We start from the raw sequence: 14,636 nt of genomic DNA, 5'->3' as shown, positions 1-14,636 counted from the left end.
TTGCTTAAATGAAATTCCTTTCGAATCATTTTTATCATTATAAAAATATTCTCTAATCTGTTCCCATTGTTTCGAGGCATAAGGGTTGTCATAAAGTATTAAAAATGAGCTTACAGCTCTTTTATAAGGGTTGCACGCAAGTTTTATGGTATCCTTACTTAGTTTCAAGAGTTGCATTTCTAAATTTGTGTAGTAATCAATTTTATTTTTGTATATTTCAGATTCATAGTAATGAATGAACGGTGCATATTTCATTGCTTCCTCATATAACCCAATTTGGAAGAAAAACCAATTCGTCAGGGAAGTGCAACCGCTTCTGTGACTCCAAAATAAAATTATAGGGAAATCCTTATGATAGTGCGGAATCCGTTCGCCATACTCAATCAATTCTTTAACATTGTCCTTCATTATTTATGATATTTCATACTGGCAGTTATAACGAACGCTTAAATATAATGGTAACTACTCATACCATTGTATTTAAACATTACTGTAAAGGTACTCATTTGCATATAAAATCCCAGTGTATTAAAAATAACTTATATATGTACCTGAATTTTCTAAGCATATTGAAATGTAATAATTACTTATCAAATTTTAAAATATAGAAATCTGTTATAAGGAGAATTATGTATGAAGATATGTGTACAAAGATAGAGGGATTAATATCGCTACAATAATTTGAAAAATGTCTTGATAATATGGTGAAGTGGCAACCGTTTGCTAGTATGCCAGAGCAGTTTGTAGCTATTAAAGAAATTATAAGTGAGCAAACGAAAGTCCCGCGTCCAATCTTAACGCAGGATGCAAAGGAAATGATTGAAAATAAGCTGCTATGTTCATTTTTAGGTGAAGAAGAGTTTTTACTTACATATTATAAAGATGGCTATCTATATAAAAATTACATAACAGTGGTTGATATTAATCCGTTAAATGAGACGATTACTTGCACAGATGCTTTTCATAATCAAAGAATGTTTAAGTTTGTTGATGTGATTGAAGTGAATTAGAGGGGGGGAAATAAAAGTGATTATCTCTTCCTAACTTAATTATACCACGTAAATAACGTTCGAAATAGACTGTTTATTCTCATTTACTATTGCTACAATCAAGAACACATGCATAGTGAGGAGAGATGTTAAATGAGTTCTTTCGTTCTCGATTTTCAGGAAATAAAAAAGACGCAGCTTTCGCTCGTTGGTGGAAAAGGATTGAATTTAGGGGCGTTAACAAACATTCAAGGGATACAAGTGCCAGAAGGATTTTCTGTTACAACGATAGGGTATCAACAAGCCATCGAACAAAATGAAGAGCTTCGAACTTTGTTACAGCAGCTAACAAAGTTGAAAATAGAAGAGCGAGCTCAAATTGGTGAAATTAGTAAGAAGATTAGAGAAATCATTATGGCAGTAGACATTCCAGTTGATGTAGCGGAATCAGTAGCTCAATCTCTCTCTCGTTTTGGCGATGAGCATGCCTATGCAGTGCGTTCTAGTGCTACTGCTGAAGATTTACCATATGCCTCGTTTGCTGGTCAACAAGATACGTATTTAAATATCATCGGAAAAGAAGCGATTTTGCAGCATATTAAAAAATGCTGGGCTTCCTTATTTACAGATCGAGCTGTTATATATCGAATGCAAAACGATTTTGATCATAATCAAGTTTCTATATGTGTTGTCGTTCAAAGGATGGTATTCCCGGAGGCTTCGGGAATTTTATTTACTGCGGATCCGATTACTTCTAATCGAAAGGTGTTATCAATTGATGCCAGCTTTGGACTTGGCGAGGCGCTAGTATCTGGATTGGTATCTGCCGATAATTATAAAGTAAAAGAGGGCGAAATCGCCGGAAAGATGATTGCAACTAAAAAAATAGCTATCTATGGACGGAAAGAAGGCGGAACAGAAACAAAGCAAATTGCACCTAATCAGCAAAATGTTCAAACACTTACTGAACAACAACTATTACAACTAGCACGTATCGGAAGACAGATTGAAGCTTATTTTGGTTGTCCGCAAGATATCGAATGGTGTTTAGTTGAGGGTACATTTTATATTGTCCAAAGTAGGGCGATAACTACTCTATATCCAATTCCAGAAGCAAACCATCAAGAAAATCACGTGTATGTATCCGTTGGTCACCAACAAATGATGACCGATGCGATGAAACCACTAGGGTTATCTTTTTTCCTGTTAACGACTAGTGCTCCTATGCGTAAAGCGGGGGGAAGGTTATTTGTTGATGCTACACAAAAATTAGCTTCACCTACTAGCAGAGATTACTTAATAAACACTTTAGGAAAATCGGATCCGCTCATACGAGATGCATTAACGACTGTAATAGAGCGAGATAATTTTATCAAATTGTTACCGGAGGATGAAAAAGAAAAGAGTGTTGGTAAAAGTATGCCACCTGCAAGTTCGCAACCACAAATCGAAAACGATCCAGCAATCGTTACGGATTTAATAAAGAATAGTCAAGCATCGATCGAAGAGTTAAAACAAAACATTCAAACGAAATCAGGGGTGGATGTACTTGATTTTATTTTGGAAGATATTAAGCAATTAAGGAAAGTATTATTTAGCCCGCAAAGTATATCTGTCATTATGGCAGGTATGAATGCTTCATTATGGATGAATGAAAAGATGGAGCAATGGCTAGGAGAAAAAAATGCAGCAGACACACTTTCGCAATCTGTACAAAATAATATTACTTCAGAAATGGGTTTAGCATTAATGGATGTTGCGGATGTGATTCGTCCTTATCCGAATGTCATTGAATATTTACAACATGTAAAAGATAATAGCTTTTTAGATGAATTAGTTCAGTTTAAAGACGGAGAAAAAGCTCGAGATGCAATCGATGCTTTTCTAAATAAATACGGAATGAGATGCAGCGGAGAAATCGACATTACGAAAACGCGCTGGAGTGAAAAGCCAACAACCATTATCCCGATGATTTTAAATAACATAAGAGACTTTGAAGCTGGTGCTAGTAAGCAGAAGTTTGAAGAAGGACTGCAGGAAGCTTTGAAAAAAAAAGAAGAGTTATTAGATCGATTGCAGCATTTGCCGGAGGGTAAACAAAAAGTAGAAGAAACGAAGCGAATGATTCGTAATATCCGTAATTTTATCGGTTATCGTGAATACCCGAAATACGGCATGATTAATCGCTATTTCATATATAAGCAGGCAATATTGAAAGAAGCCAAGCAACTCGTGCAAAATAGCGTTATTAATGAAATAGAAGATATATACTATTTGACTTTTGAAGAGCTTCACGAAGTCGTCCGCACGAATAAACTAGATTACGAGCTTATTCATAAACAAAAAAATGATTACAAAGTATATGAAAAACTAACGCCACCGCGTGTGATGACGTCTGATGGAGAAATCATTACAGGTAAATATAAACGAGAAAATCTCCCGGCTGAAGCGATTGTAGGTCTGCCTGTTTCCTCAGGGGTTATTGAGGGGAGAGCTCGCGTTATTTTAAATATGGAAGATGCGAATTTAGAAGATGGAGATATATTGGTTACGGCATTTACTGACCCTGGCTGGACACCATTGTTTGTGTCTATAAAAGGGTTAGTCACTGAAGTTGGCGGGCTCATGACGCACGGAGCAGTTATCGCACGTGAATATGGATTACCAGCAGTCGTCGGAGTAGAGGACGCTACGAAACTAATAAAAGACGGGCAACGAATTCGAGTACATGGAACAGAAGGGTATATTGAAATATTGTAGTTGCGCTTCAAATGAAAGATCATCCGTTATGTGTAGTGGATGATCTTTTTATTTTTTTAGTCAGCTGCATACACGATTCAAATTCACATGCAAGAAGCAACCGTAAACATCGATGAATCAGAATGTATATCAATCTAAACCAAAGAATATTTTCAAAAATATTACAAATTAAGACAAAGTATTGTGAATTAACAGAATATTCTTTATTATATAAACGTTGGAACGTATTTAATATCGGGGAGGAATAGGGATGAAGAAAAAGCCTTTTAAGGTGCTGTCTACGCTCGCGGCGACAGCTGTGCTTAGTTGCACATTTGGATTTGGTAGTCAATCTGTTTATGCGGCAATGCCGTCTAATGCAGGAACTTTAAGTCCAATTGATGAAAATTTAATTCAAGAGGATCGTTTAGCAGATGCGCTCAAGAAACGCGGTGTAATTAGTGAATCTACGTCGAAAGAAGACACATTAAAAGCTGTTGAAAAATACGTAGAGAAGAAAAAAGGCGAAAATGCTGGAAAAGAACCAGCAGCAGGGGACAGTGTTACGAGAGAAGCTTCTGACTTTTTGAAAAAAGTTAAAGATGCAAAAGCAGATGAGAAAGAAAAAACAAATCAACCTGTTAGTGGTCCGGTAGCTGGACAAGAGTCGGTTAAAGGGGGATTAAACGGCAAAGTACCAACTACTTCAGCGAAGCAAAAACAATATAATGGTGATGTTCGTAAAGATAAAGTTCTTGTATTGCTAGTAGAGTTTGCGGACTTTAAGCATAACAATATTGATCAAGTACCAGGTTATATGTATTCAAATGATTTTAATCCAGAACATTATCAAAAAATGTTATTTGGTGATGAGCCGTTTACACTCTTTGATGGTTCAAAAGTCCCAACATTTAAACAATATTATGAAGAGCAATCTGGTGGTAGTTATACAGTCGATGGGACAGTAACAAAGTGGTTGACAGTTCCAGGTACAGCAGCGGATTATGGTGCAGATGCAGGAGATGGCGGTCATGATAATAAAGGACCAAAAGGACCTCGTGATTTTGTAAAAGAGGCATTAAATGCAGCTGTAGAAAGTGGTATTGATTTATCTGAATTTGACCAATACGATCAATATGACAATAATGGTGATGGCAATAAAAACGAATCAGATGGTCTTATTGATCACTTAATGGTTATTCACGCTGGAGTTGGGCAAGATGGAGGCGGTGGTAGACTAGGTGATGACGCAATTTGGTCACATCGCTGGAACCTTGGAGCACCGTATCCAATTGAAGGAACAAAAGCAAAGGTTGATAACTGGGGCGGTAAAATGGCAGCATACGATTACACAATTGAACCAGAAGACGGAGCAGTTGGTGTATTCGCACATGAATTTGGTCATGATTTAGGTCTTCCAGATGAGTATGATACAAAGTATTCAGGAGCAGGTGAGCCAATTAACTCTTGGTCTGTTATGAGCGGCGGTAGCTGGGCTGGTAAAATTGCAGGTTCAACGCCACCGAGTTTCTCTCCGCAAAACAAAGAGTTCTTTCAAAAGAACATGGGTGGGAACTGGGCAAATATTGTAGAGGTTGACTATGATAAATTAAATCGTGGTATCGGTTTGGCGACGTACTTAGATCAAAGTGTAACGAAATCAAATCGTCCTGGCCTGATTCGTGTTAACTTACCAGATAAAGATGTAAAAGGTATTCAGTCTGCATTCGGTAAGAAATATTACTATAGTACAAAAGGGGATAATCTCCATACAACATTAGAAACACCAGTGTTTGATTTAACAAATGCAACACTGGCGAAGTTTGATTACAAATCATTGTATGAAATTGAAACAGGTTATGACTTCCTTGAAGTACATGCAGTGACAGAAGATGGTAAGAAAACGTTAGTGGATCGAATTGGCGAAAAGAATGTGAAAAATGGTCTAGACACAACGGATGGTAAATGGGTAGATAAGTCATATGACTTAAGCCAATTTAAAGGTCAAAAAATAAAACTAGTATACGAATACATTACAGATGGTGGTTTAGCACCGAACGGTTTTACTTTTGATAACGCTACATTAACTGTAGATGGAAATGTTGTGTTCTCTGATGATGCAGAAGGCGAATCGAAATTAAAATTAAATGGTTTCGTTGTATCAAACGGTTTTGATAAGAAGAAACATAACTACTATTTAGAGTGGAGAAACTACGCTGGTGCTGATCAAGCATTAAAATATAGCAGTGGTGTACCGTATAATACAGGTCTTGTTGTATGGTATGCAGACTCTAGCTTTACAGATAATTGGGTTGGTATGCATCCAGGCGAAGGTTTCTTAGGGGTTGTTGACTCTCACCCAGAGGCAATTGTTGGAACGCTAAACGGCAAACCAACTGTTCAAAATAGTACACGATACCAAATCGCAGATGCTGCGTTCTCCTTTAACCAAACGCCAGCATGGAAAGTTGTATCTCCAACACGTGGAACATATGATTACAAAGGGTTACCAGGTGTAACGAAGTTTGATGATTCTAAATCGTATATGAACGATTTAATCCCAGATGCAGGACGTAAATTACCGAAGCTTGGATTGAAATTTGAAGTAGTTGGACAAGCAGATGATAATACTGCAGGTGCAGTTCGTTTATATCGTTAATAATGGAGAAGCTGTTGAATAGGATTCCTTTCAACAGCTTTTTTCATAGGAACATAAATTTCTAGCTATTAATAAATACACAGCTATAGGGTATTACTCTAATGAAAATTACATAATAGTAGTTGATATAAAACCATTAAATGAGATGATTACTTTTACAGAGACAGAGATGTTTTTCGTAATAAATGCATCTGTAAGGTTATTGATGTAATTGAGGTTGATAAAAACATAGTTCAATGCGACTGACTTATTTTTTTAAACCTGCTGCATAGAAAGGTCCATGAACTGCGATTGTTGATAAAATACGAGCAATTTCCTCAGGTGTTTCTTTTTGTCCATTATTTAACCATTGCTGAATGACACCTATATGTGCAGAAGCCATATAAGAGGTTAAGTATTGGCTTGGGACAAGCAAATTCTCCTTATTAATGAGAGCTCCATTCGTATCTTCAAATAGTGTTTTCCACATAAAGTCTTTCAGTTTTGTTTGGAAAGATAAATCTCCTTTTGGGCTTAGTACAGCTTTCATAAAACCACTATTTTCATTTAGAAATTCAAGTATAGAAGCGATAAGTACAAATGGAGTTGTTGGGGAAGGGTTTGATCCAAGATCCGCAATAACTTCTGGAAATTTCTTTTTTGCAATGCTAGAAAATTCATGCATAATTTCTTCTTGGCATTTCGTCATTAAATCAAATTTATCTTGATAATGTGTATAAAACGTACCGCGGTTTATGTTCGCTTTCGTTGTAATATCTTTCACTGTAATGGCATCAAAGCCTTTTTCCTCGATTAACTCCACTAATGCATTTCGTATTGCCGTTTTTGTACGAATTACGCGTAAATCTAGATTACTATCTCGCAAAGTATGTTCCTCCTTAATTTTTTTCAACACATTTATCAATTGTGTCTTATAACCGACACAATCACGATTTTTGATTATTGAGTAAGGTTTAGCTCAAACATATAATTCAAAATATAAATAAACAACACGTCGTTCATTTATTGTAACTAAAATTAAAGGGGGAGAAAAGAAAATGTTTAAAAATAAGCTTTTATTATTATCACCAGTCATTGCACTACTTGTTGTTTTCATTTTTTCATTAACATTATTCCCGACAGTTCAACCTCAGCCGAAAAACTTGCCAATTGCAATTGTAAATGAAGATCAAGGAGTAGAAATTCCGAATCAACCTAAAATGAATATGGGGCAAACAATTGTTGATACGATGAAAAACAAATTGAAATCAGATGAAGAACCTGCGGTGAAATGGGTAGAAGTAAAAAATAAAGAAGCCGTTCAAAAAGGTTTAAATAATAAAGAATATTATGCGGCATTAGTCATTCCGAAAGAATTCAGTGCAAAACAAGCATCATTACGAACACCACAGCCATCTTCACCAGAGGTAGAAATATTCATAAATCAAGGAATGAATACAGCGGCATCAACTATGGCAGGGCAAATATTAAATGGTGTAGTTGATAATATGAACAATACTGTTCGTACACAACTATTAGACGGATTGAAAGCAAAAGGAGCTACTTTAACAGCTGATCAAGCTTCAAATTTAGTAACACCTATTGCGAAGAAAGTGACAAATGTGAATGAAATTGGCAAAAATAGTGCGAACGGTAATTCACCAGTATCTTTATTCCAACCGCTATGGATTGCAAGTTTAGCTAGTGCAGCGATTATCTTTATTGCGATTAGCAAAATGCCGGTAGGTACAAGAAAAGAAAACTTTGTATTAAAACTAAAACAAATATTAGCTGGAGCTATCGCGGCGCTTGTAATTGGATTTGGACTAACGTGGATCGCGGATGGCATGGTAGGATTAAATATTTCAAACTTCAGGGATACGGCTCTATTCTTATCCATCACTTCTTTTAGTTTCTTCTTAATGATTTCGGCGGTCCTTTCATTAGTTGGACTAAAAGGTATCGGTTTATTTGCACTCTTACTATTCTTCGGAGCACCGTTATTATCATTAGCACCTGAAATGTTGTCTCCGTTTTATCAAGATTGGATTTACTCATGGTTACCAATGAAATTTATGATCGAAGGACTTAGAGAAATATTCTTCTTCGGAAAAGGGTTAAGCTGGAGTACACCTGTTACTGTGCTTGTTTGGATTGGTGTGGTAAGTATGGCTATCGTTTTAATAACGGCCTTCAAGCGTAGTGCAATAAAGGAACATAAAACTGAATTAAGTGCTTAAAAGGTAAAGAACGTTTCACTTGTAGTGAAGCGTTTTTTTTGATGAATTCATTATGAATTGATAAGGAAATTAAGCAGCGATAGATAGGCTTTTTCAATATTTTAAAGGTGATTGAAGAAATAGTATTTGCGGTTCTTTTTTGTATACATGCTCCTACTATTTCAAAGTGCATAAAATGTTATGCGAAATTATGGAGGGGATACGATGTATAATTCGAATTATCATGATTGGTATAGGCAGAATGATAAGTTGATAAGTGATATTGAAAAAGCTATAAACGGAGAGTTTACTGCCATAAATTGCTATGCTAAATTAGCTAACATGGCTCCAAATCAAGTAGAACAAAAACAAATTCTTGAAATCCGTAATGATGAAATAAGGCATTTTCAAAATTTTGTACAAATCTATACGAATTTAACTGGCAGGCAGCCGAAACCGCAGATCAATGAAGGATGTCCTAATACGTACTTACAAGGATTAGAATTCGCTATACAAGATGAGCAAAAGACTGTAGATTTTTATTTAGAAATTTCAGATGAAACATCAGATGCATCTATGAAAGATTTGTTGCGGAGAATAGCTGCAGATGAACAAAATCATGCGGTATGGTTTTTATATTACTTTGTGAAGTCGAAGTGAGCATTAAGAATGAATGGCTGATGTGGTGAATATATTAGGAATTATTTTAAAACGCAGTGCAACAATTGAATAAGATATTTAAATGTAAGCAGAAGGAAACCGTTTCGCTAGTAGTGGAGCGGTTTTTTATGATGAAATACAAGTTACATAGGTATCGACAAAATAGAGTAATCAAATTTGATATATAATGTATGAAACAAAAATGAAAATAAAAATAAATAAGCTAGGAGCAAACAAATGAAAAGAGGCATTTTTGTAGATATTCCAAATGAATATGATAATTTACTTTGGAAAGTATTAAAGTCAATTCAAATTTCTTCATTTGATTGGTGGGGAGTGAGGAGTCATACTTAGTAGCACGTGGTGGATTGGATGATGCGTTATTTCCAGAAGAACCAAGTGTAGTAGAAGGATTAGATTTGAAAAAGTTAGTTAAAGACAACATATATTATCTCATTTTTGCAGATTTAAAGGCATATCCAAAAGGAGAAGCAGCAGTAGATATTGAAACATATGAAGAGTTTAAGGAGAGTAAGTGTGAGGTAGTCGTATTAGTGGTGGATGCTCAATACATACAAATTTATGCGAAAGATCAAGAAGCGATTGAATTGATGTATGAAAATGCACTGAATCAAGGTTTTTACGTTGAATACGTTACAGATGAAAATGACGGTAGAACGCGTTTGTCAGTATGGTAGTAATATGAAAGGGGAACGCAATATGGAGAGAAATACAGTTAAAGAATATACAATTCGAATTGCTACAGAAGATGAAGGTGAAAGTATTATTATTCTATTAAAAGAAGTGGCACAGTGGATACAACATAAAGAAGTGAATCAATGGCAGTATCTTTTAGGAGGAGAAGCTACAGCTGAAATATTAGAAGGCATAAGCGAGAAATATACGTATGTTGTTACGAAGGAAGATGAAATTGTCGGTACGGTTACAGTATCTCCTAAACAAAATGAATGGGATGAACGTATTTTTGGTAAAGAGGAAGTTTCTGATTCTTTATATATTCATAGATTTGCGGTGAAGCGGGAGTATAAGGGGAATGGAATAGGAGAATGGATTTTACAATGGGTAGAAGAGAATGTACAAAGTGATAAAGAGTATTTGAAGTTAGACTGTGTTGGGCATAACCAACTGTTGAATGATTTTTATAAGCGATGCGGCTTTGAATATATCGGTAGTACAGATGGGCTTAGTAAATTTCAAAAGAGAAGGAGAAAGTGAATGAATCCAATTAACGTAAGTTTAGTTGAGAAGTTAATACAGGAACAGTTTCCTGAATGGGCACATTTAGAAGTGAAGCCTGTAAAGCTTAGCGGGCATGATAATAGAACGTTTCATTTAGGAGATCAGATGAGTATGAGATTACCAAGTGATGCAGCGTATGCACCGCAAGTAGAGAAAGAAAATATTTGGCTTCCTATATTAAGTAAGGGACTTTCTTTACAAATTTCTGCACCAATTGCGAAAGGGAATCCATCTGAAGAATATCCGTGGCCTTGGTCTATTAATAAGTGGATAGAAGGGGAGACCGTTACGAAAGAAAATGTTCGTGACTTAGATGAGTTTGCGGCGGACTTAGGTTCATTTCTAGTAGAATTGCAATCAATTGATACGAGTAACGGACCAATAGCTGGAGCGCATAATTTTTACCGGGGCGGGCTTATATCTGTATACGATAAAGAGGCAAGAGTAGCCATTGAAAATAATAAGGATGTTTTTGATGAGACATTATTAAAACATCTTTGGGATTTAGCACTTAGGTCAACATGGGATAGCAAACCAGTTTGGGTTCATGGAGATATAGCGCCGGGTAACTTACTTGTTAAAGATGGGAAGCTTAGTGCCGTAATCGATTTTGGTATTTTAGGAGTAGGAGATCCTGCCTGTGATGCAGCGATGGCATGGACGTTTTTTGATGAAAATAGTAGAAATGTATTTAAAGAAGTATTAAGTATGGATGAAGAAACGTGGAATAGAGCGAGAGGATGGGCGCTTTGGAAGGCGTTAATTACATACGATGCGAATAAAAATAGTAATAAAAAAGTGGCAGAAGAATCTTATCGTGTGATTCAAGTGATTGTGGATGATTATGAGAGGTAATAGAAAAAGGCTTATTTTGATTGTATATTTCAAAATAGGCTTTTTTACATGATTAAATATTCAAAATCAAAAGAAGGAATCTAACACTATTATACAGAATATTTAGATAATAAGGGGTGTCGAATTTTGAATGAAATTGAATTAAAAAGTAATGTAATTAAGACAGGGCGAGAGAAGGTGATTATTCTTCGGTTTATACTCGCTAGTCTAGTAGGTGTGTTTATGTTTTTCGTACCAGTTACGATAAACGGTGCTTCGTCAATTATGATTGATCATATCGTATCGTGGATCCGGACTTCAGTTCCTTCTGTAGTACCATATTACGCACTACTTGTAATGATAATTGGTGCGATTTATCCATTTTATACGAAGAAATGGAATGCATCTATTGTAGATATTTGTTTTTCTATTTTAAAAGTAATAGGTGTTGTTTTTGGTATATTATATTGTTTGAAAGTAGGACCAGCTTGGTTCTTTGCGCCAGATGTTGGCCCGTTTTTGTATGAGAAACTAGTAATATCAGTAAGTTTACTCGTTCCAATTGGTTCGGCATTTTTAGCGTTATTAGTCGGATATGGATTGCTTGAATTTATCGGTACGTTTTGTCGTCCGATTATGAGACCGTTATGGAATACGCCGGGACGATCAGCAATTGATGCGGTTGCTTCATTCGTTGGGAGTTATTCACTTGCACTTCTTATTACTAACCGGGTGTATAAAGAAGGAAAGTATACGACAAAAGAAGCAGCAATCATCGCTACAGGTTTCTCAACAGTATCCGCAACATTTATGATCATCATCGCAAAAACATTAGACATTATGCATTTATGGAATATGTACTTTTGGACTACGCTTGTTGTAACATTCATCGTGACTGCTATCACCGTAAGAATCCCACCACTTAGTAGAAAACCAGATACATATATTACGAAAGAAGGGTTCCCAGAGCCTGTCTATAAAGAGAAAATGCTAGAACGCGCTTGGGAAGATGCGCTAGAAGTATCAAAATCTGCGCCGAGTGTAATGAAAAATATTGCAGTGAATTTAAAAGACGGTTTTATTATGACGATGGGAATATTGCCATCGATTATGTCAGTAGGGTTAATTGGTATCGTCTTAGCAAAGTTCACGCCAATATTTGATTGGATCAGTTACATTTTCTATCCATTTACGTGGCTATTACGATTGCCAGAAGCAGACTTAGCTGCTAAAGCGGTATCAGTTGGTATTGCAGAGATGTTTTTACCATCGTTATTAGTTGTAAGTGCACCACTCGTGACAAAGTTTGTCATTGCAGTTGTTTCGGTATCATCTATTTTGTTTTTCTCCGCATCAATCCCTTGTATATTATCAACAGATATTCCGTTAAAAGTATCTGAACTTATTATTCTATATGTGCAAAGAACGATTTTAACGTTGCTTATTATTACGCCGATTGCTTATTTGTTGCTTTAAACGACTACATAAGTTCTGAATATACCGAGTTTCCTGACTTGTAGAAGGGAATATTTACTCAATAAAAGCGGAAGTCATTTTGATTCAAATGACTTCTTTTTATTTATCGTAAAATCGTAGTTAGTGCGAAATAATAATCAGTGGAGAGAAATAAAAAACATGAATTAAAATTTCACTTTATTTCAAAGTGAAAGTCACATTTAGTGTGAATTTAGTTTTTGAATATTCCTTGACAGGAATATTCCTGTTTGGATATAATCAATTCAACAAGAAGATAATATTAGTGATGATATTGATGTGTTATAACCGGAGACCATCACTTAACGAGGTGAGTGATATGTCGGAGGAAATTTCGGGCGTGAACGTGGCGACGCTGAATGCCTTATCTGAACCGAATCGTATGAATATCGTTGAACTGTTGCGGGACGGTCCTCTAACTGTTGGGGAAATTGCCGATCATCTGGGATTAAGGCAACCACAAACTTCGAAACACTTAAAAGTGTTAAGCGATACAGGGATTGTGGAAGTGCAGGCTGAAGCTAATCGCCGGATTTACAAGCTCCGACCTGAGCCTTTCCAAGCGCTTGATTGTTGGGTACAGTCATTTAAGCGTGTGATGGAAGAGAGATTCGATAATTTAGATGAGTATTTGAAGGAATTGCAAAACAAGGAAAAGTCATAAAATCAGTTCATATTTAAGGAGGAAATAACATGTCAAACAATACAATGGTATCGAGAGTAGAGAATGATCGAGTATTAGTACTGGAGCGCGTTTTTGATGCACCGCGTAATCTTGTATTCAGTATGTTTAAAGAAGCAGAGCATTTGAAACACTGGTGGGGACCAAGGGGCTGGGAAATTCCATCATGTACTGTCGATTTCCGTCCGGGAGGCGTTTGGCACTACTGTATGAAGTGTGTCGATCAGAACCTGGGGCAATTCTTTGGTATGGAATCATGGGGCAAAGGAGTCTATAAAGAGATTATTGAGCCAGAGAAAATCGTCTATACCGATTACTTTTCAGATGCTGAAGGTAATGTAAATGATTCTATGCCGTCAACCGAGATGACATTGGAATTCATCGATTTAGGTGGAAAGACAAAGCTAATAAACCGTGCTGAATATGTTAACAAAGAGGCCCTTAAGACCGTTATGGACATGGGCATGCTACAAGGTATCACCGAAACTTGGGATCGTTTGGACGAGCGATTGGAATCGCTGAAATAGATTTTTGTAACGTAACTTTATTTTCGGTGATAAGTAGGTTTAAGAGCATTGAGTTTAATAAAAAAAGTTTATAAGGGAGAGTTAAAATAAATGATTAATAATGTTGGTCAAATTATGTTGTATGTGAATAACCAAGATGAAGTGAAGAAATTTTGGACAGAAAAAGTAGGGTTTATTGTAATTTCAGAGGAAGATAACGGTCAAGGAATGCGATGGATTGAAATTGCTCCGACGAAAGAAGCTGAAACAAGTATTATTCTCCACAATAAAGAATTAATTGCTAAAATGCAGCCTGAGTTAAATCTTGGTACACCTTCTTTAATGTTCTTCTCAAAAGAATTCGATCGTTTATATAGTGATTTAGTAAACAAAAATGTTACAGTTGGAGAAATTGTAAATATGCCTACAGGTAGAATATTTAATTTTGCAGATAGCGAAAATAACTATTTTGCGGTAATGGAAAAGAAGTAAATTTTAATTCAAATTATGAGTGCGATGCCTGAATAAAGGCATCGCATTTTTTGCTTTCAGATATATTATATTTCTGTAATGGTGAATTTAATTTCTATATAATAATAAAGCAATATATAATAA

Annotated in this window: 12 protein-coding genes and 2 pseudogenes; 12 read left to right on the top strand and 2 right to left on the bottom strand. The window is 35.9% G+C overall.

What is annotated here, in order from left to right:
• Positions 1-408 (bottom strand): annotated as a pseudogene (locus ACFWDE_RS27115) (sulfotransferase family 2 domain-containing protein); the annotation flags it as partial.
• A 293-nt stretch (positions 409-701) separates the two neighbouring features.
• On the opposite strand from ACFWDE_RS27115, the gene ACFWDE_RS27110 reads away from it, so the two are divergent.
• From ACFWDE_RS27110 to ACFWDE_RS27100, 3 genes are all read left to right on the top strand, one after another.
• Positions 702-1,010 carry a YolD-like family protein gene (locus ACFWDE_RS27110; RefSeq protein ID WP_377895957.1) on the top strand — a complete coding sequence of 103 codons (309 nt, stop codon included), beginning with the start codon at positions 702-704 and terminating at the stop codon, positions 1,008-1,010.
• A gap of 132 nt (positions 1,011-1,142) precedes the next feature.
• Positions 1,143-3,749 (top strand): phosphoenolpyruvate synthase, encoded by a 2,607-nt coding sequence (gene ppsA / locus ACFWDE_RS27105; RefSeq protein ID WP_377895956.1) that lies wholly within the window; start codon positions 1,143-1,145, stop codon positions 3,747-3,749.
• A 250-nt stretch (positions 3,750-3,999) separates the two neighbouring features.
• Positions 4,000-6,387 carry an immune inhibitor A domain-containing protein gene (locus ACFWDE_RS27100; protein WP_377895955.1) on the top strand — a complete coding sequence of 796 codons (2,388 nt, stop codon included), beginning with the start codon at positions 4,000-4,002 and terminating at the stop codon, positions 6,385-6,387.
• 247 nt (positions 6,388-6,634) lie between these two features.
• Here ACFWDE_RS27100 and ACFWDE_RS27095 read toward each other — a convergent pair whose 3' ends face one another.
• Positions 6,635-7,252 carry a TetR/AcrR family transcriptional regulator gene (locus ACFWDE_RS27095; RefSeq protein WP_377895954.1) on the bottom strand — a complete coding sequence of 206 codons (618 nt, stop codon included), beginning with the start codon at positions 7,250-7,252 and terminating at the stop codon, positions 6,635-6,637.
• Between the two features lie 172 nt (positions 7,253-7,424).
• Between ACFWDE_RS27095 and ACFWDE_RS27090 the strand changes: the two genes are divergently transcribed.
• The 9 genes and pseudogenes from ACFWDE_RS27090 to ACFWDE_RS27050 all read left to right on the top strand — a co-directional run bounded on the left by ACFWDE_RS27090 (position 7,425) and on the right by ACFWDE_RS27050 (position 14,513).
• Positions 7,425-8,606, top strand: a complete 1,182-nt coding sequence (locus ACFWDE_RS27090; protein ID WP_377895953.1) for a YhgE/Pip domain-containing protein — start codon at positions 7,425-7,427, stop codon at positions 8,604-8,606.
• A gap of 204 nt (positions 8,607-8,810) precedes the next feature.
• The gene (locus tag ACFWDE_RS27085) at positions 8,811-9,245 is read left to right on the top strand and encodes a ferritin-like domain-containing protein (protein WP_002146850.1); all 435 of its coding nucleotides are present in this window, start codon (positions 8,811-8,813) and stop codon (positions 9,243-9,245) included.
• Between the two features lie 237 nt (positions 9,246-9,482).
• Positions 9,483-9,943 (top strand): annotated as a pseudogene (locus tag ACFWDE_RS27080) (DUF2691 family protein).
• 22 nt (positions 9,944-9,965) lie between these two features.
• Complete coding sequence (locus ACFWDE_RS27075; protein WP_377895952.1) at positions 9,966-10,481, top strand: GNAT family N-acetyltransferase; 516 nt, start codon at positions 9,966-9,968, stop codon at positions 10,479-10,481.
• Positions 10,482-11,360: an aminoglycoside phosphotransferase family protein gene (locus ACFWDE_RS27070; RefSeq protein WP_002200004.1), complete on the top strand. Its 879-nt coding sequence runs from the start codon at positions 10,482-10,484 to the stop codon at positions 11,358-11,360.
• Positions 11,361-11,486: 126 nt separating this feature from the next.
• Positions 11,487-12,815, top strand: coding sequence for a YjiH family protein (locus ACFWDE_RS27065; protein WP_377895951.1), 1,329 nt, complete (start codon positions 11,487-11,489; stop codon positions 12,813-12,815).
• Positions 12,816-13,152: 337 nt separating this feature from the next.
• Positions 13,153-13,497, top strand: coding sequence for an ArsR/SmtB family transcription factor (locus ACFWDE_RS27060; RefSeq protein WP_377895950.1), 345 nt, complete (start codon positions 13,153-13,155; stop codon positions 13,495-13,497).
• 29 nt (positions 13,498-13,526) lie between these two features.
• Complete coding sequence (locus ACFWDE_RS27055; RefSeq protein WP_377895949.1) at positions 13,527-14,042, top strand: SRPBCC domain-containing protein; 516 nt, start codon at positions 13,527-13,529, stop codon at positions 14,040-14,042.
• Positions 14,043-14,132: 90 nt separating this feature from the next.
• A complete protein-coding gene (locus ACFWDE_RS27050) occupies positions 14,133-14,513 on the top strand; it encodes a VOC family protein (RefSeq protein WP_105587238.1) in 381 nt (126 codons plus the stop codon).
• The last annotated feature ends 123 nt before the right edge of the window (positions 14,514-14,636 follow it).

This window comes from Bacillus sp. NPDC060175, from assembly GCF_042728695.1.
Taxonomy (GTDB): domain Bacteria; phylum Bacillota; class Bacilli; order Bacillales; family Bacillaceae_G; genus Bacillus_A.
This window is presented reverse-complemented; position numbering and strand designations above follow the sequence as displayed.

Coding starts and splice junctions, on each gene's coding strand:
- ACFWDE_RS27110 (WP_377895957.1), top strand. CDS start 702: ATGGTGAAGTGGCAACCGTTTGCTAGTATGCCAGAGCAGTTTGTAGCT.
- ppsA (WP_377895956.1), top strand. CDS start 1,143: ATGAGTTCTTTCGTTCTCGATTTTCAGGAAATAAAAAAGACGCAGCTT.
- ACFWDE_RS27100 (WP_377895955.1), top strand. CDS start 4,000: ATGAAGAAAAAGCCTTTTAAGGTGCTGTCTACGCTCGCGGCGACAGCT.
- ACFWDE_RS27090 (WP_377895953.1), top strand. CDS start 7,425: ATGTTTAAAAATAAGCTTTTATTATTATCACCAGTCATTGCACTACTT.
- ACFWDE_RS27085 (WP_002146850.1), top strand. CDS start 8,811: ATGTATAATTCGAATTATCATGATTGGTATAGGCAGAATGATAAGTTG.
- ACFWDE_RS27075 (WP_377895952.1), top strand. CDS start 9,966: ATGGAGAGAAATACAGTTAAAGAATATACAATTCGAATTGCTACAGAA.
- ACFWDE_RS27070 (WP_002200004.1), top strand. CDS start 10,482: ATGAATCCAATTAACGTAAGTTTAGTTGAGAAGTTAATACAGGAACAG.
- ACFWDE_RS27060 (WP_377895950.1), top strand. CDS start 13,153: ATGTCGGAGGAAATTTCGGGCGTGAACGTGGCGACGCTGAATGCCTTA.
- ACFWDE_RS27055 (WP_377895949.1), top strand. CDS start 13,527: ATGTCAAACAATACAATGGTATCGAGAGTAGAGAATGATCGAGTATTA.
- ACFWDE_RS27050 (WP_105587238.1), top strand. CDS start 14,133: ATGATTAATAATGTTGGTCAAATTATGTTGTATGTGAATAACCAAGAT.